The sequence below is a fragment of the Bradyrhizobium sp. MI1.11 genome, from assembly GCF_055811255.1.
This window is the reverse complement of record NZ_JBVVPM010000020.1, coordinates 48,155-65,206: the sequence shown is the minus strand read 5'-3', so window position 1 is coordinate 65,206 and position 17,052 is coordinate 48,155. Positions and strand designations below refer to the sequence as shown.

16 protein-coding genes are annotated in these 17,052 nt (G+C 64.7%); 11 read left to right on the top strand and 5 right to left on the bottom strand.

The window, feature by feature from the left end; all coding sequences use genetic code 11:
• The first annotated feature begins 49 nt into the window (after positions 1-49).
• Positions 50-1,711, top strand: a complete 1,662-nt coding sequence (locus tag AC0L30_RS20735) for a tannase/feruloyl esterase family alpha/beta hydrolase (RefSeq protein ID WP_473405041.1) — start codon at positions 50-52, stop codon at positions 1,709-1,711.
• A gap of 25 nt (positions 1,712-1,736) precedes the next feature.
• On the opposite strand, the gene AC0L30_RS20730 is transcribed toward AC0L30_RS20735, so the two are convergent.
• The gene (locus tag AC0L30_RS20730) at positions 1,737-2,669 is read right to left on the bottom strand and encodes an AAA family ATPase (protein ID WP_473405040.1); all 933 of its coding nucleotides are present in this window, start codon (positions 2,667-2,669) and stop codon (positions 1,737-1,739) included.
• A gap of 183 nt (positions 2,670-2,852) precedes the next feature.
• Complete coding sequence (locus AC0L30_RS20725; protein WP_473405087.1) at positions 2,853-3,455, bottom strand: ATP-dependent Clp protease adaptor ClpS; 603 nt, start codon at positions 3,453-3,455, stop codon at positions 2,853-2,855.
• 211 nt (positions 3,456-3,666) lie between these two features.
• On the opposite strand from AC0L30_RS20725, the gene AC0L30_RS20720 reads away from it, so the two are divergent.
• From AC0L30_RS20720 to AC0L30_RS20695, 6 genes are all read left to right on the top strand, one after another.
• Positions 3,667-4,140, top strand: a complete 474-nt coding sequence (locus tag AC0L30_RS20720; RefSeq protein ID WP_473405039.1) for a MarR family winged helix-turn-helix transcriptional regulator — start codon at positions 3,667-3,669, stop codon at positions 4,138-4,140.
• Between the two features lie 11 nt (positions 4,141-4,151).
• A complete protein-coding gene (locus tag AC0L30_RS20715; RefSeq protein ID WP_473405038.1) occupies positions 4,152-4,922 on the top strand; it encodes an enoyl-CoA hydratase in 771 nt (256 codons plus the stop codon).
• 133 nt (positions 4,923-5,055) lie between these two features.
• Positions 5,056-7,137: a methyl-accepting chemotaxis protein gene (locus tag AC0L30_RS20710; RefSeq protein ID WP_007597630.1), complete on the top strand. Its 2,082-nt coding sequence runs from the start codon at positions 5,056-5,058 to the stop codon at positions 7,135-7,137.
• Positions 7,138-7,261: 124 nt separating this feature from the next.
• The gene (locus AC0L30_RS20705; RefSeq protein ID WP_473405037.1) at positions 7,262-8,203 is read left to right on the top strand and encodes a dihydrodipicolinate synthase family protein; all 942 of its coding nucleotides are present in this window, start codon (positions 7,262-7,264) and stop codon (positions 8,201-8,203) included.
• Positions 8,204-8,510: 307 nt separating this feature from the next.
• Positions 8,511-9,911, top strand: coding sequence for a selenium-binding protein SBP56-related protein (locus AC0L30_RS20700; protein WP_354162620.1), 1,401 nt, complete (start codon positions 8,511-8,513; stop codon positions 9,909-9,911).
• A 77-nt stretch (positions 9,912-9,988) separates the two neighbouring features.
• Positions 9,989-10,582, top strand: a complete 594-nt coding sequence (locus AC0L30_RS20695; RefSeq protein ID WP_354200371.1) for a hypothetical protein — start codon at positions 9,989-9,991, stop codon at positions 10,580-10,582.
• Between the two features lie 3 nt (positions 10,583-10,585).
• Here AC0L30_RS20695 and AC0L30_RS20690 read toward each other — a convergent pair whose 3' ends face one another.
• The 3 genes from AC0L30_RS20690 to AC0L30_RS20680 are packed head-to-tail and all read right to left on the bottom strand — an operon-like array spanning position 10,586 to position 13,152.
• A complete protein-coding gene (locus tag AC0L30_RS20690; protein ID WP_354199990.1) occupies positions 10,586-11,284 on the bottom strand; it encodes a DUF1045 domain-containing protein in 699 nt (232 codons plus the stop codon).
• An 18-nt stretch (positions 11,285-11,302) separates the two neighbouring features.
• Positions 11,303-12,496 (bottom strand): alpha-D-ribose 1-methylphosphonate 5-triphosphate diphosphatase, encoded by a 1,194-nt coding sequence (locus AC0L30_RS20685; protein WP_354199989.1) that lies wholly within the window; start codon positions 12,494-12,496, stop codon positions 11,303-11,305.
• Positions 12,493-13,152 (bottom strand): LbetaH domain-containing protein, encoded by a 660-nt coding sequence (locus AC0L30_RS20680; protein WP_354199988.1) that lies wholly within the window; start codon positions 13,150-13,152, stop codon positions 12,493-12,495. The genes AC0L30_RS20685 and AC0L30_RS20680 overlap by 4 nt, the downstream gene beginning before the upstream one ends.
• A 183-nt stretch (positions 13,153-13,335) precedes the next feature.
• Here AC0L30_RS20680 and phnC point away from each other — a divergent pair, with 183 nt between their 5' ends.
• The 4 genes from phnC (at position 13,336) to phnE (AC0L30_RS20660) (ending at position 16,950) form a co-directional block, all read left to right on the top strand.
• A complete protein-coding gene (gene phnC, locus AC0L30_RS20675) occupies positions 13,336-14,145 on the top strand; it encodes a phosphonate ABC transporter ATP-binding protein (RefSeq protein ID WP_007597623.1) in 810 nt (269 codons plus the stop codon).
• A gap of 63 nt (positions 14,146-14,208) precedes the next feature.
• Positions 14,209-15,144: a phosphonate ABC transporter substrate-binding protein gene (phnD, locus tag AC0L30_RS20670; RefSeq protein WP_354199987.1), complete on the top strand. Its 936-nt coding sequence runs from the start codon at positions 14,209-14,211 to the stop codon at positions 15,142-15,144.
• A 76-nt stretch (positions 15,145-15,220) separates the two neighbouring features.
• The gene (gene phnE / locus AC0L30_RS20665) at positions 15,221-16,105 is read left to right on the top strand and encodes a phosphonate ABC transporter, permease protein PhnE (protein ID WP_473405036.1); all 885 of its coding nucleotides are present in this window, start codon (positions 15,221-15,223) and stop codon (positions 16,103-16,105) included.
• Positions 16,102-16,950: a phosphonate ABC transporter, permease protein PhnE gene (phnE, locus tag AC0L30_RS20660; protein ID WP_473367338.1), complete on the top strand. Its 849-nt coding sequence runs from the start codon at positions 16,102-16,104 to the stop codon at positions 16,948-16,950. Before phnE (AC0L30_RS20665) ends, phnE (AC0L30_RS20660) begins: the two co-directional genes overlap by 4 nt.
• Positions 16,951-17,052: the final 102 nt, after the last annotated feature.

Sequence of the window (17,052 nt, the reverse complement as noted above, 5' to 3'; positions counted from 1 at the left end):
CCTTGAATGCGGCCTTCTGGCGGAACGAACAGAAACTCAGGGGGAAACGATGGCGCAAATCCATGTGACACTGTGCGCATTGCTGGTGGGCGCAGCGGGCGTGCTCGGCGCGAATTCGGCTTCAGCGGCGACGCTGGCCGAGGATGCGGACACCGTCTGCAAGGGCCTCGTCGGCGGCATCGACGCCGTGAAGATCGATTCGGCGACGTTGCTGGCGCCGTCGCAGCTTGCCGTCGCCGAACGCGGCCCGACGCCGTCGCAGCGCGTCACGCCCGCCAATCCCGGCTTCTGCAAGCTGCTCGGCCATATCGATCCCAGCGATCCCAAGGCGCCGCCGATCAAATTTCAGGTCAATCTGCCCGTCGAATGGAACGGCCGCTCGCTGCAATATGGCGGCGGCGGATTCAACGGCGTGCTGATCACGGGCCTGACGCTGCCGCCGGCCTATCCCTTCGACAAGCCGTCGCCGCTCGCGCGCGGCTTCGTCACCTACGGCACCGATTCCGGTCATGAGTCCAAGCCGGGCGAACCGCCGCAGCTGTTCGCGCTCAACGACGAAGCCTTCGAGAATTTCGCCCATCGCGCCTACAAGAAGGTGCGCGACGCCGCCGTCGCGCTGATGCAGCGCGCTTACGGCAAGACGCCGGAGAAAATGTACTTCATGGGGTCGTCCGAAGGCGGCCGCGAAGGCCTCACCATGGCGCAACGCTACCCTGATGATTTCGACGGCATCTTTGCCCGCGTGCCCGTCATCAACTGGGTCGGCCTTCAGCATGCCGGCACGCGTTCCGGGCTCGTGACCATGGGTGATGGCTGGATCAATCCGGCGCAGGTGAAGCTCGTCGGCGATGCCGTGCGCGCGGCTTGCGACAAGGCCGATGGCTCCGATGACGCGCTGGTGCAGGATCCTGTATCCTGCAAGGCAGCGTTCAAGGCGGAGACGCTGCGTTGCGCGAGCGGCAAGACCGGCGATCAGTGCCTCACCGACGCACAGATCAAGGCAATCGAGACCCTGCATGCGACCTACAAATTCCCGTTCGCGCTTGCCAATGGCCTCGACGACTATCCGGGCTGGGGCGTGTCGGGCGAGGACACGCCGGCGGTTGGCCCGACCGGCGGCTGGGTCGCGTGGTGGCTCGGCACGGCGCCCCCGGCGCAGCCACCCGCGCCCAATAACGGCATCGCCTGGATCTACGGTGCCGGCGGCATCCAATATGTGTTCGCGCGCGATCCCAAGCTCGACGTGACGACGTACAAGCCCGAACAGCACAAGGCGCGGCTGCTCGAGGTCTCCAGCCTGATGGATTCCACCGACCCCGATCTCAGCCGCTTCCGCGCTCGCGGCGGCCGGCTGATCATGCTCGAGCACATGGCGGACTACGCGCAGAGCCCCTATGCCGGCATCCGTTATTTCGAGAACGTCGAACGTAAGCTCGGCAAGGCCGAGACGGCTGAATTCGCGCGGCTCTACACCGCGCCCGGCGTCGACCATGTCGGATCCGGCGCGCCGGCCAATGTCGACATGCTGAGCGCGCTGGTCGACTGGGTCGAAAAGGCCAAGGCGCCCGGCAACCTCGAAGTCGCCGAGCAGAAGGTCGAGGCGCCGTCGTTTGCGACGCTTCGCGCGCTGCCGCTGTGCCGCTGGCCGGCCTGGCCGCACTACAAGAGCGGCCCGCTGACGGAGGCGTCGAGCTTCATGTGCGCTCCGTAGCAGGCGCACCACGTCGGAGGAAGCGTCACCCGGTGGCCATTGCCTGCGCGCCGCCGAGCAGCTGCGCGTTAAGCCGGCCGCCGGAGAACAGCATGTCGTCGAGGGCTTCGTCGATATCGGCGGAGACCACGGTGTTGCCGCCGTCCCGCGCAATGCTTCCTTGCGCCAGCCGCCGCATCAGCTCCTTGATGAAGGCGCAACTCGTGCCGTCGCTACGCCGGGCAGCCTCTGCGATGACCGCCTCGTCGAGCGGCAGTCCCTTGCCGTAGAGCCGGACCAGCTTGCCGCGGCCGGTCTCGTTGGGTAGCGGCACTTCGATGGCTTGGTCGATGCGGCCGGGGCGACCCGCGAGAGCACCTTCGAGGTCCTCCGGCCGGTTGGTGGTCAGGACGAACAGGATGTCGGCATCTTCCTTCAGCCCGTCCATCTCGTTGAGCAGCTTGTTCAGCATGGATTCCTCACACGGCCCCATGTCATCGCGGTCACGGGCGATGAGATCGACATCTTCGATCACCACCATCGACGGCTGGAGCAGCCGTGCCAGGCTCATATAGGCGCCGAGCAGACCGATCTGTTCGGCCGTGATGATCAGCGTCGTATGCCCGGGCAAATGCGTTGCGAGATAGCGGATCGTGTGGGTCTTGCCGGTGCCCGGCGGGCCGTACAGCAAGATGCCTTTGCGGGTCGATTGGCCCAACCGGCGCAATTGGTCTCGGGTGTTGACGAAGGTCAGAACGTTGCGATCGAGCAGCCGCAGGGTCTGCTCCGGCAGGATCACCTCGTCGCGCGACACCTGCGGCAAGCGATGCACCGTGATGCCGCGCGAGCGACCGCGATAGTCGGAGTCCGCATCGAGCGACAGGATCTTGCCGCGATAGGTCCGCGCAGCCTGTACGGCTTCTTCCAATTCACTGAAGCATTGCTGGACCAGAGCCGCGCCTGCGGAACCTGAAGACACCAGGATCTCGATCCGAATTCCGGGCTCGCGACTGTATTCGCGGTGTGCGCAGAGCAAAACCGCATAGCGGAGATGATCCTGCTCACACAGCCATAGTCCGTTATCCAGACACTTGACCGGGCTCTTCTCGCCTACGTCGACGTCGGAATATTGCAGCGGGGCGATCGCGATCGCATAGCGGCCCTACTTGAGCAGCCGTGGAATCGACAGCGTTTCGTAGCGCTGCTCCTCGTTCAATCCCACCAGCCGGATGGCCTTGCCGAAGAGCCGGTCGACTGCGGCCTGGAGATCGACGCGCATGTGGCCGGGAAATTGGCGGATCGTGGTCACGAGTTTGCTGCGCGCGGTGCTGGCAAGGTGCCAATCGAGAACGTCGCAAGCAAAGTCGAAATCTTCCTCTTGTTCGTTCGAGGGCTCATCCGCCGCACGCATGCAGTCGCTGCACAGCCAGACCGTGCGGTCGCCGATACGCACGTCCATCTGTCCCTCAGGCTTCCCGCAGAGTTCGCAAGGAGTTTTGACCGCCTCAAGCGTGACCTGCAGTCGATGGCCGGCCAAGCCGATGGATTGTTGCGCAGATTTGAAAAGGGCTTCGGCAACCGATTGAGGGTAAGGTCCGCAAACCGCCTTTTCCTTCTGCTCGATCTGGGTGATCAGCGCGGTCGCTTCACGGTCTGATTTGCCGAAGACCTGCCGAAGCAGATCCATCACGAATTGGTCCGGCGTATCATCGTCATTATGAATTACGAGCTGGGTCGGCTGGTTCTCGCCACGCATACTGTTCATCACGAAAGGTCTCCGGGACAATCTATGATTGAATAGAACGAATAGGGAACACAAAAAGAAGCGACCGTCAAGCGGGGCGGCGGCGACTAATTGCGATTGGTGGCTGAGGTCCTGGTGCGCCGGTGCGGCCCTGTTCCTCGACGACTGCCGCGGCACATCGACCTAGCCGCCGCTCTTTGACAATCTGAACCGCTTCGACTATCTATTTCGCATGCGAAATAAAGAAGCCGGCGCGGGGCATCATCGGCTGATCTACCTGTTGAGCGTTGCGCAGCGGCGCTTGCAGCGCTGGATGGCGACGCAGCCTTCGAGCGAGGTCACGCCGGCGCAGGCAGGACTCCTGTTCATCCTCGGCAAGCGGGACGGCGTGCTGATGGGCGAGGCGGGCACGGCGCTCGATCTGGGGCCGGCCGGCATCTCCGGCCTCGTCGATCGCACGGCGGCTGCAAGATTGATCGAGCGACGGGCCGATCGCGAGGACGGGCGCGCCTGGCGTATCTGGCTGACGCCGAAGGGCCGTGCAGCGCTCGCACAGGCAAAGGCCAACGCGGCACAGGTCAACGCTGCCTTGACGGACGGATTCACCAGTGCGGAGATCGATACCATCGCGCGCTGGCTGACCAGCATTCAGGACAAGTTTCCAAGAGAACTTCCAACAGAGCCTTTGAGAGATCCAGAGGAATAGAGGAGAGACCCATGACCGAGCACGTCCGGATCCAGAACGACGGCGGAATTCTCACGCTCACGCTGGCGCGACCCGACAAGAAGAACGCGCTGACGGATGCGATGTACGGCAAGCTCGCCGATGCCATCGAATCCGCCGAGTCCGATGCGTTGGCCCGCGTGATCCTGATCCGCGGCGAGGGCGACATGTTCACTGCCGGCAACGACGTCGGCGAATTCGCGGCGGTCGCGGCGGGCAAGTCGGAAGGAAGCCGCAACGTCGTGCGCTTCATCCAGTCGCTGGCGCGCTGCACCCGGCCCTTGGTCGCCGCGGTGCAGGGCCGCGCCGTCGGCGTCGGCACCACGATGCTGCTGCATTGCGACCTCGTCGTGCTTGCCGACAACGCGCAATTGTCGACGCCGTTCGTCAGCCTTGCGCTGGTGCCGGAAGCCGCCTCCAGCCTGCTGATGCCGGCGCGCATCGGCTATGCGCGGGCTTACGAGATGTTCGCGCTGGGCGAGGCCGTGCCGGCCAAATCCGCGCTGGAATGGGGGCTCGCCAACCGCGTGGTGCCGCTCGACAAGCTCGATGCCGAGGCGCTCGCGCTGGCGCAGCGTCTTGCCCGTCAGCCGGCCGGCGCGCTCACCGCCACCAAGAAGCTGATGCGCAATGGCGAGGCGCTGGTCGCGCAGATGAATGCCGAAGGCGAGCAGTTCGGACTGCGCCTGCGCACCGCCGAGGCGCGCGAGGCCTTCACGGCATTCGCGGAGCGCCGCCCGCCGGATTTCACCAAGGTTGCGTGATATCCGGGGCTCAGTGAGGCTCGTCGGGCCGGAAACTCACGCCAATTCGATTAAAAGCTTAACGGAACATTGGCATGTCGCGGGGCAAGGTGGCGCCCGAAGAATAGGCCCCCGACACCAGGCCCCCGACACCATGGCAATGTTTAAGAAATCGGTAAGTTCGCTTCTCCTGACCTTGATGGCCCTGCTGGCCGCGGGTGCGCTGGCCTCTACGGCGATCCAGATGGTTGGGGCGTTCGGCCGCTATAGCGACAGCCTGGAGACCGCGCGGCTCGCCGCCGCCGACAAGGCGATCTTCCAGGGCGTGCTGGCGCTGCGCCACAATCGCGGCGATGCGCAGAGCGCAATCCTCGGCGAGGACGACCCGCGGGCAAAACTTGGCGAGGTGGAAAAGGCTGAGCAGGGAGGTTACGACGCGATTGGCGCTGCGCTCGCCACCGTCGATTTCGCCCGCCGCGACGAACTCGCTGGCACATTGAAGCAGGGCTGGAGCGCCGCCTCGCCGCAATTCCAGCTGTTCTACGATGAAGCCAAGCGCCCGCGCGCGGAGCGCAAGATCGAGCGCACCAACTCCTGGTATGATGCCGTCACCAAGGTGATCGACACGGCCAATCTCGCCTCCACCGCGGTCTCGAACCGTGCCTGGATGAACGACCCCTTCATCGCCCGCATGATCCAGGTTCGGCGCTTCGCCTGGCAGGTGCGCGATCGTTATGGAATCCATTGTTCGTCCCTTCGCTCCAACGTCAACGCCAGCAAGCCGCTCGATGACGCTCAGAAGCGGTCAGTGGCGCAATGGGATGGCACGATCGCCTCCGGCTGGGCGGGCATGGCCGAGTTGCTGGCTGCGCCGGACGTGGCGGCAGAGCTGGTGACGGCAGCGACGGACGCAAAGGCCACGACCGACGGTGCCCTCAAGCAGATCGGCGACCTCACGAAAAATTTTGACGGCAGCGGCAAGCCCGCGATGCCCGCCGCGGAATGGAATACGCTGTGTCAGTCACCCTTCGCGTCCATCGTCGCGGTGGCGAACAAGGCGCTCGACCAGTCGATCGTCCGGGCGGAAACGGTGCAGGCCAAGGCGCTCACCAATCTCGTCGTACAGTCGCTCGCGTTCCTGCTCGCGCTGGCCGTGACCCTGGCCGGCGTGTACGTGGTCCGCAACCGCCTCATGCGCCCGGTGCGCGCCATTGTGGACGCCATCGCCAAGATCAGCGCCCGCGACTACGCAACGCCCGTCCCGCAATCCAGGTATCCCGACGAGTTCGGCACCATGGCGGCCGCACTCGAAAGCCTGCGCGAGAGCGCGGCGACCGCGGAACGCCTGGGCCGGGAGCGCGAAGCGCAGCAGGCGCTCCAGCTCGCCCGCTCCGGCACCGTCGATGCGGCTTGCCGCAGTTTCGACGACACCGTGCAAGCCGTCATTCACAGCGTTGCGGCCTCGACGAAGGAACTCGATGCCACCGCGACCGACGTGCGCTCGCTGGTTACGGAATCGAGCAGCCAGACCGCGGCGGTCTCGTCCTCCGCCGAACAGGCCACCAACAATCTCGAGACCATCGCGGCCGCGACCGAAGAACTCTCGGCGTCCGTCGGCGAGATCTCCGCGCAGGTGCAGGCCAGCGCCCGCGAGGCCCGCGAGGCCGTGTCGCAGGCAGCGCAGACCAATGCGACGGTCGAGATCCTCGATCAGACCGCTGGCCGCATCGGCGAGGTCGTGAAGATGATCAACGCCATCGCAGGGCAGACCAATCTCCTGGCGTTGAACGCCACCATCGAAGCCGCGCGCGCGGGCGAGGCCGGCCGCGGCTTCGCCGTGGTTGCCGGCGAGGTCAAGAGCCTCGCCTCGCAGACGGCGACGGCGACGGAAGAGATCTCCCGCCAGGTCGCGGAGATCCAGGGCGCGACGGGCCAGGCGGTCACTGCCATCCGCGCGATCGGCGGCGCGATCAGCGGCATCGACGAGAAGATGACGGCGATCGCCGCCGCCGTCGAACAGCAGCGCGCGGCCACCACCGAGATCTCCCGCAACTTCCAGCAGGCCGCGCAGGGAACCCGCGAGGTCACCGACACCATCGGCAGCGTCGCCAGGCTCAACCAGGAGACAGGCAATGCCGGTTCGGTCCTGTCGGTGTCCGTGACGAAAATGTCCGCCGATGCCGATCGTCTCCGCGTCGCGGTCGAGGGCTTTTTGGGCGCGGTGAGGACCGCATAGCTTCGACAATCTTCCGTCCCTACGTCGCGCGATCGGCATTGCCGCCGATGCGCGCGGCGGGTACATCTGTGACGCTGCGCGAGCGTCGCGGCAGATGTAAGAGATATCAGGGATGGAGAGTTCGATGCCGGTCACGCCTCAACACAAGGCCCAGCGCCCCTATCGCGGCGTGTTCCCGGTCGTGCCCACCATCTTCGACGAGCGCGGCGAGCTCGACCTCGAAGGACAGCGCCGCTGCATCGATTTCATGATCGACGCAGGCTCGAACGGTCTGTGCATTCTCGCCAATTTTTCCGAGCAGTTCGTGCTCACGGACGCCGAGCGCGAGACCGTGATGCATGCAGTGCTGGAGCATGTCGCGGGCCGGGTTCCCGTGATCGTCACCACCACGCATTTCAGCTCGGCCGTCTGCGCCGCGCGGAGCCAGCAGGCCGAGGCGGCCGGTGCCGCCATGGTGATGGTCATGCCGCCCTATCACGGCGCGACCTTCCGCGTGCCCGAGAAAGGCGTGGTCGAATTCTTCAAGGTGCTGTCGGGCGCAATCAAGATTCCGATCATGATCCAGGACGCGCCCGTCGCCGGCACCCCGCTGTCGGTCGAGCTGCTCGCGCGGTTGGCGCGCGACTTCTCCAACATCCGCTATTTCAAGATCGAGGTGCCGGGCGCGGCTGCAAAGCTGCGTAGCCTGATCGAGGCGGGCGGCAGCGATATCGAAGGTCCCTGGGACGGCGAGGAAGCGATCACGCTGCTCGCCGATCTCGATGCAGGCGCCACCGGCGCGATGACCGGCGGCGGCTATCCCGACGGCATCCGCCAGATTGTCGATCCCTACTTCGCCGGCAAGCGTGAAGAGGCCAAAGCCGCCTACGAACGCTGGCTGCCGCTGATCAACTACGAAAACCGCCAATGCGGCCTGATCGCCTGCAAGGCGATGATGCAGGCCGGCGGCGTGATCAAGTCGGACACGGTGCGGCATCCGCTCCAGCCGCTGCACCCGGCGACGCGGGCCGGGCTGCTGGAGCTCGCGAAAGAACGGGATGCGCTGGCGCTGCGGTGGGGGAAGTAGCCTCTGCCGGCGTCCTGGACAAGCGCGCCCGAAGGTTATGTGTTCCGCCTCCCGTGCGCGATTGCGCACTAGGCCGGGACGACACTGAGTGTGAGGCGCGCTGTGAGGTGCGCGCCCTGGCCTGATCCCGCCGGCTGAAAGCGTCGAATTAACGCGGTTCGGGCGGTTTCGCGCAGCCCGGCGATGACATATTGTTCGCTCGCCAACCAGGCCCGCGGAGCATATCAAGACATCGCGCAACAACTCTTCATTATGCCGCTATTCCGAACCAGGTTGGTGCGAACCAACGAGACAGGGAGGCAGTGCCATGACGATGAGGCCGGATCCCACCTTTCACGCATCGCCCAAGCTTGCGATGGAAGCTCCTGCGGAGAACTTTGCCTACACGTTGCTGCTCAGTCCGGATTTCTCAAAACCGGATGCTCTCGCGGTCATCGACGTCAAGCCGGGATCGCCGACCTACAGCCAGATCGTCCACACCGTGACGATGCCCAACAAGGGCGATGAGTTTCATCACTTCGGCTGGAATGCCTGCTCCTCCGCCTTGTCGCCGCTCACTGGGCATGCCTTCATCGAGCGGCGCTATCTCATCATCCCCGGGCTGCGCTCGTCGCGGATCTACATCATCGATACCAAGCCCGATCCGACCAAAGCCAAAATCCATAAAATCATCGAGCCCGAGGAAGTTTTCAAAAAGACCGGCTATTCGCGGCCGCATACCATCCATTGCGGGCCGGACGGCGTCTATGTGAGCACGCTCGGCGGCGGCGGCAAGGACGGCACCAACGGGCCTCCAGGCGTCTTCATCATGGATTGCGAGACGTTCGAGGTCCTTGGACGATGGGAGATCGACCGCGGTCCGCAGACGCTGCACTATGATTTCTGGTGGAACCTGCCGCGCGACTACATGGTGACGAGTGAATGGGCGTTGCCGCCGCAGTTCGAGAACGGAATCGTCGCGGAAGATCTGCTGGCGAACAAATATGGCCATCGTCTCCACTTTTGGGATCTTCGCGCCCGTCGCAACGTGCAGACCATCGACCTCGGCGCCAATCATCAGATGGCGCTGGAGGTACGGCCGGCGCACGATCCGGTTCGCGAATACGGCTTCGTAGGCGTTGTGGTCGACACCACGAATCTCGAAGCCTCGATCTGGACTTGGTGGCGCGAAGGCGGAAAATTCCATGCGGAGAAGACGGCGACGATCCCGTCCGAGCCTGCGCCAAAGGAGAAGCTCCCGCCGCTGCTTCAGGGCTTTGGCGCCGTGCCGCCGCTGGTGACCGACATCGACCTGTCGATGGATGATCGTTTTCTCTACGTCTCGTGCTGGGGCACGGGTGAGATGCGCCAGTACGACGTGAGTGATCCGCGAAAGCCGAAGCTTGCGGGCTCGGTTCACATCGGCGGCATCGCGCGCCGCACCCGTCATCCGAACGGCAAGGCATTTGCGGCCGGCCCGCAGATGGTCGAGATCAGCCGCGACGGCAGGCGGGTGTACTGGACCAATTCGCTCTATTCCACCTGGGATGACCAGTTCTATCCCGATGGCGTTCCGGGTGTGGAAGTCATGGCCAATGTCGGTCGCAATGGCGGCCTTGAGCTCGACAAGAACTACTTCGTGAGCTTCCCCGACGGATATCGTGCGCACCAGATCAGGCTGGAGGGCGGTGATTGTTCGACGGACTCCTTTTGCTACCCGTCGGCCTAGATTGGGCACACGCGAGCCTCGGCTGGCTGTGGCTCGCTCTTGTTGCGAGCGGTCTCTATCACGGGGTCAATCCGGGAATGGGCTGGCCGCTCGCCGTTTCGGCCGGGCTCATGGACAAGAGCCCGCGCGCGCTCTTTCGTGCTTTGTGGGCTCTGGCGGCCGGGCATCTCCTGGCAACGCTTCTCGTGCTGCTGCCATTCGCGTTCCTTCTCGTGCTGGCCGAGTGGCAGCGTTCGATCCAGCTCGGCGCGAGCCTTCTCGTCATCGGCTTCGGCGTCTATCGGCTGGTCGAGCGGCGCCATCCGCGCGCGCTGGCACGAATTCCGCCGACGCAATTGGCGCTCTGGTCATTTGCCGTTGCCATTGCTCATGGCGCCGCCTTGATGCTCGTGCCGATCTATCTCGGGCTCTGCCAGGCCTTCGAACTCGATGCCGGCCATGAGGCCGCCGGCGCGCTGATGAAGGCGAGTCTCGGGATGGCGGTGCTGGTGTCTTTGGTGCACGTTGCCGCCATGGTCAGCGTCGGCGGATGCCTGGCATGGCTGGTCTACCGCCATCTGGGATTGAGATTCGTCTCGCGAAGCTGGTTCAATCTGGATGTAATCTGGGCGACCAGCCTCATTCTGGTTGGCGTTGTGGCGCTCGGCTTCAATCTCGCGAGCTGGCACTGACGCTTACTGCGTCAAGGCCCACTCGCCGATGATGCGGAAGCGAGCTTTGGCGTCATCCTGCTTGAACAGCGCGACGCGATCGATCGCAAGCGTCTTGAGACCGAGCGCAGCAAACCTTCCCCGCAGCATGTCCAGAATCGGCCCGCGCCGCTCCGCGTCGAGCCGGCCCGTCAGCGTCATGTGGAAGCGGAATTCCTCCATCACGTAAGGATAGCCCCAGCGGTCGAGATAGTCGCGTTGCCGTTCGCTCAGCTTCTCCGGCTTGCGCCGCGCGCGGTCTTCCGCGCTCAGCGGCGCGCGGAAGGAATCGAAGTCGCGCGCGCAATCGGCGGCGAGCTGCTGGAGTTCGCCGACCGGCTCCGCCGGAATGACGGCGATGAAGCCGCTGATGGAATCGACGACCGGGCGGATCACCGGAATTGCGCGTGCCCTGCCGGCGAATGTCGCGCAGGCCGCAACAAGCTCGACCTCGCGCCTGTCGGACGCCAGCGCCATCGGCGCCTTCAGCGTGGCGTGAAAGCCGTATTTGCGGGGATCGGCGGTGACATCACGCCAGTCCGGAGCCGTGCGCAGCGCCTCGTCCGGGAACGGCAGCTCTCGGCCGGTATGCGCATCATAGCCGAGCAGTTCGGCGCCGAAGCGCGAGACGGCGCTGTCGGCACTGGCGGCATGATAGATCGCGTAGCGGGGGAAACTTGTCATCGTTCGAGCATAGCGGGTTTATGCCGCGACGACAGCTTCGCGCGGGGCAGCTGCCATGCCAAGCAACCGCGTCGCGTCGGTGAGATGCACGAGCTTGCCGCCTGATATCACGGCCATCAGCCGCGGCCGCAGCAGCACGCTGTCGTCGACGAGCAGAATGTCCGCGCGCCGGCCTTCCGCGAGCACGCCGCGATCTGCAAGACCGGTCGCGCGCGCGGGCGCGGCGGAGACCAGATTCCAGGCCTCGTTCAGCGGCAGCACGCCATCGGCGGCGAGGCGGAACGCAGCGAGCAGCTGCGCGGGATAGTAGTAGTCCGAGGCCAGCACCGAGCAGAGCCCTTTGGCGATCATGTCGGATGCCTTGGTCCAGCCGGTGTGGCTGCCGCCGCGCACGACGTTCGGCGCGCCGTAGACGATGGCGTCACCATGGCTTGCCGCCGCCCGCGCCGTCTCCTCGTTGATCGGAAATTCCGCGATCGCCACGCCCATGGCGCGAAAGCCCTGGCGCATCGCCGGTGTCGCATCGTCATGTGAGAGCATTCGCACCTCGGCGGCGCGGGCTGTCGCGGCGAGCCGCGACACGGAAGCCGGCACGTCACTGGCGCGGGAGAGCACACGCCCGACCAGCCGGTCGAAATCTTCGCTCGACAGGCCGGTACGCTCCACCATGCGGTTGCGCTTGCGGGGCTTGGCCATGTCCCCCACCGTGCCGTCCATGTGGTCGTTGAAGGCGAACAGGTCGACGCGGCCCTCAGCGAGCCACTGGCTGATCTCGGTTTCGGCATCGAGATTGTAGGTCTCGTGGCGCAGGTGAAAGCGGGTGTCGGCCGCAAATTGCGGGCGCTGCCGTTCGATCGCCTCCATCAGGCCGCGCGCATTGTCGGCGCTGCGCAGGCCCGGCTCCCACGAACAGGTCGTGGCGTGAAACACCGTGGTGATGCCGTTGCCAATCGCCTGGCGGTCGCTGTCGGCGAGCGCGACGTCGATCGGGAAATCGACCCCGGCGCGCGGCATCATCTGTCGCTCGAAGGCATCGCCATGCAGATCGACGATTCCCGGCAGGACCAGCAGATCGCGCGCGTTGATCGCCAGCCGCGCCCGGCTGCGCGAGGCATTGATCTCTGCGATGTCCGTTCCGGACACGAGAAGCGACGTTTCGGCGAACTCGGAGCCGATCAGGGCCCGCCCGCCCTCGAGGAATATGTCTGTCACGCGACCGCGCTTCGTTTGCTGGCAGAAGAGGGTGCCCCTGCTTCGTATGCCGTGAGGAAATCCTCAATCCCGAGCTTGCGGAAATTGGGCAGGGCTTCACGCAACTTGTCGTGATCCCAGTCCCACCAAGCGAGCCTCGCAAGCCGCCCCGCAACCTCTTCCGAGAACCGCCGGCGAACGATGCGCGCCGGATTGCCGGCAACGATGGTGTAGGCCGGCACGTCCTTGGTGACGATGGCGCCGGCCGCGATCACCGCGCCGGTGCCGACGTTGCGGCCCGGCAGCACGATCGCGCCATGGCCGATCCAGACGTCATGGCCGATATGGACGTGATGCTGGCGCCGCCAGTCGAAGAACTCGGTGTCGTCGCTCTCGCCTTCGAAATAGGCGCTCGAACGATAGGTGAAGTGCGCCTGCGTGGCGCGGTGCATCGGGTGATTGCCCGGATTGATCCGCGTCATCGCCGCGATCGAGCAGAATTTTCCGATGGTGGTGTAGGTGATCTGGGCGTCGTTCACGACATAGGAGTAATCGCCCATCGTCACTTCGTGCAGCATCGTGCGGGCACCGACCTCTGTGTAGGCCCCAAGCCTGGTGTCGTGCAGCTTCGCCGAGGGATCGATGGTCGGCTGGACCGAAAGAGCTTTGGCGGCCATGTTGCATCCGAACGAGAGGGCGAGCGTTTCTCTTCGAGCGGCTTGATGACAATGTCATGACGACGCGATGACAGGGGATGAACAGGGGATGAGGTGTGTAGGATCGCCGCAGCGCAACGTCCGTGTCACACAAGTGTCAAGCGCCGGCGTTAGCGGTGGGTCCCAGCTACTCTGGAGCCCTGCATGCTGGTGGTTGAAGGTCTGACGTGTCGCTTCGGCGTGAAAGCCGCGGTGGACGACGCTTCGTTTCAAGTCTCTCCCGGCGGTTTCGTCGGCGTGATCGGACGGTCCGGCGCCGGCAAGTCGACCCTGCTGCGGACCATCAACCGTCTCGCGACGCCTTCGCAGGGACGCATCCTGTTCGACGGACTCGACGTCACCGCGCTGCGCGGCAAGGAGCTGCGGCAGTGGCGGGCGCGCTCGGCGATGATCTTTCAGCAGTTCAACCTGGTCGGCCGGCTCGATGTTCTCACCAACGTCCTGATGGGACGGCTCGCGACGATGCCGGCCTGGCGCTCGCTGTCGCAGACATGGCCCGAGCAGGACAAGGCGCTGGCGATGTCCGCGCTCGAGCAGTTCGATATCGCCCCGCTCGCAGCCCAGCGCGCCGATCAGCTCTCCGGCGGCCAGCAGCAGCGCGTGGCGATCGCCCGCGCCCTGGTGCAGCAGCCCGACATCATTCTCGCCGACGAGCCTATCGCCTCGCTCGACCCGCGCAACACCAAGATCGTGATGGATGCGCTGCTGCGCATCAACAAGCATTTCGGCATCACCGTGCTCTGCAACCTGCATTCGCTCGATCTGGCGCGCAGCTATTGCGACCGGCTGATCGGCATGGCGCAGGGTCGCGTGGTGTTCGACGGCGCGCCGGCCGAGTTGACCGAGCACGTTGCGCGCGAGCTCTACGATCTCGAAGCCGCCGATGTCATGGGCGGCACGCCTGCACCGGTGCGACAGGGCATTCCGGCGCTTGGAACGGCGGCCGCCGCCTGAGCTGCGCCGCTTCAGGACTCACCAGTTTTGCGTCAACCGACCTCAACCAATGAAGAGGCTATCATGATTACTCGCAGATTGATTCTTGCCGGCGCCGCCGCGCTCGCGTTCACGACTTCCGCGTCCGCCGAAGACTGGAAGGCCAAATATCCCGAGCTGACCTTCGCGGTCATTCCGGCGGAAAACGCCTCGGGCGTCACCGAGCGCTGGGCGCCGTTCATGAGCTATCTCTCCAAGGAACTGGGCGTGAAAGTCACGCTGCGCATCGCCAACGACTACGCTGCCGTGATCGAAGGCCAGCGCGCCGGCAACATCCACATCGCGAGCTACGGCTCTGCCTCGTTCGCCCGCGCCCGCCTGACCGGCGTCAAGACCGACGCCTTCGCCAACGACATCAATTCCGACGGCTCGACCGGCTACTACTCGGTGTTCTTCGTCAAGACGAGCAGCCCCTACAAGAGCATCGACCAGCTCAAAGGCAAGAACCTCGGCCTGGTCGACCCGAACTCGACCTCCGGCAACAACGTGCCGCGCTTCGAGCTCGACAAGATGGGCATCGCGGATGCCGACACCTATTTCAGCAAGGTCGTCTTCACCGGCAGCCATGAGAACGCGATCCTGGCGCTGGCGCAGGGCACTGTCGACGTTGCCGCCAACCAGTGGACCAGCGATGACGATTCGACGCTGGCGCAGATGCTGACCAAGGGCATGCTGAAGAATGCCGACGGTTCGGCGATGAAGAAGGACGATTTCCGCATCATCCACAAATCGGCGCCGATCATCAACGGTCCCTATGCCTACAATTCCGACCTGCCGGAAGAGGCCAAGGCCGCCATCGCCAAGGCGTTCTTCGACGCGCCGGTCAAGGACAAGGCGGCTTTCGATCGCCTCCAGGACGGCCAGAAGAAGGGTTTCCATCCCGCGACCACCAAGGATTGGGATGGCACGATCGAGCTGATCAAGTTCGTTGATGCGCTGCGTAAGAAGAAGGCGTCCTGAGTTTCGGGACGATGCCACTGGAGCCGGGTCGATGGACCCGGCTCTTTCTCTTTGATCGACCACCTTTCCTGATCAGATGACCGTCGCGGTTTCGATCCTTCCCGAGCAGCAGCTCGCCGTGCTCAACGCCGCCTATCGCCAGGCGGTCGCGCGCAGGCGGCTCCGACTCCTGTTTGGAGCCGTGATCTTCGCCGCTGCATTGCTTCTCGCTGCGATCGGCGCGGAAGTGAATTTGCCTACGCTGTTCGCTCATTTCGGCAACTTCATCAGCTATTTCGACCGCATCCTCACGCTCGACAGCGGACAGCGGGTCTGGACCGATGTCGGCGAGTGGCTGTGGGGCTGGCGCAAATGGCTGAGGATGCTGGGCGAGACCCTGCTGATCTCCTATGTCGGCACGCTGATCGGCGCGACTTTTGCATTCTGCCTGAACTTCCTCGCGGCTGAAAACACCTCGCCCGCGCCCTGGCTGCGCTTCGTGGTGCGGCGCCTGCTCGAATTCGCCCGTACGGTACCCGGCATCGTGTTTGCGCTGATCTTCGTGATCGCCTTCGGGCTCGGGCCGATGGCGGGCGTGCTGGCGATCGCAATCCACTCCACCGGCGCGCTCGGCAAGCTGTTCTCGGAGATCGTCGAGAATGCCGACATGAAGCCGGTCGAAGGCGTCCGCTCGACCGGCGCAAGCTGGCTTGCCTGTATGCGCTTCGCCATCCTGCCGCAGGTCATGGCAGGCTATGCCAGCTACGCGCTGCTGCGTTTCGAGATCAACGTCCGCGAGGCCTCCGTGATGGGCTTTGTCGGTGCCGGTGGCATCGGCCAGGAGCTCGTCGTCGCCATCCGCAAGTTCTACTACTCCGACGTCAGCGCGATCCTGCTCACCATCATCGTCACGGTCTTCATCATCGACATCAGCACCGGCTGGCTGCGCGGCCGCCTGTTCGGCAAGGAGGCGCGGACGTGACGGGACCGCAGGAGACCGATACCGCGGCGCTTCGCGCGCGCTATCCTGACGTGTTCGACCGGCCGGCCTCGGCGCGGCTCGCCATGCCGGCGATGATCGTCGCGGCGCTCGCGATCCTGATTTACGGCCTCGTCGATCTCGACTTCTCGCCGTCGCGGTTCGTCGCGGGCCTCAACCAGCTCGGCTGGATCAGCCTGATGATGATCCCGCCGGATCCCGGCTCGTCGCTGCCGGTCTATCTGAAGGCGCTGGGCGAGACGCTGTCGATCGCGCTGCTCGGCACGACGCTCGCCGCGCTGTTCGCACTGCCGGTCAGTCTTCTTGCCGCCCGTAATGTCGTGCCGTCGAGCATTTTGCGCTTCCCGATTCGACGTTTCCTGGATTCGATCCGCGGCGTCGACACGCTGATCTGGGCGCTGGTATGGATCAACGTAGTCGGGCTCGGCCCGTTTGCCGGCGTGCTCGCCATTGCCGTGTCGGATTTCGGCGCGTTTGGAAAACTGTTCTCGGAGGCGATCGAGGGCGCCGACCAGAAGCAGGTCGAGGGCATCCGCGCCTCCGGCGGCAGTGCGCTGCACGAGATCCGCTTCGGTCTGCTGCCGCAGGTTTTGCCCGTGATCGCCGGCCAAGTGCTCTATTTCATCGAGTCGAACACGCGTTCGGCTACCATCATCGGAATCGTCGGTGCCGGCGGCATCGGCCTCCAGCTCGCCGAGCAGATCCGCGTGCTGGAATGGCAGAAAGTGTCGTTCCTGATCCTGATGATCCTGGTCGCGGTCGCCGCGATCGATTTCGTTTCGGGCAAATTGCGGTTTGCGATTATTGGGCGAAGGGCGGTGGCCTGATCACCGATTTCGTAGGGTGGGCAAAGCGAAGCGTGCGCACCACTTCAATCGCGACGTTGGATAGATGGTGGGCACGGCGCAAGCGCGCCTTTGCCCACCCTA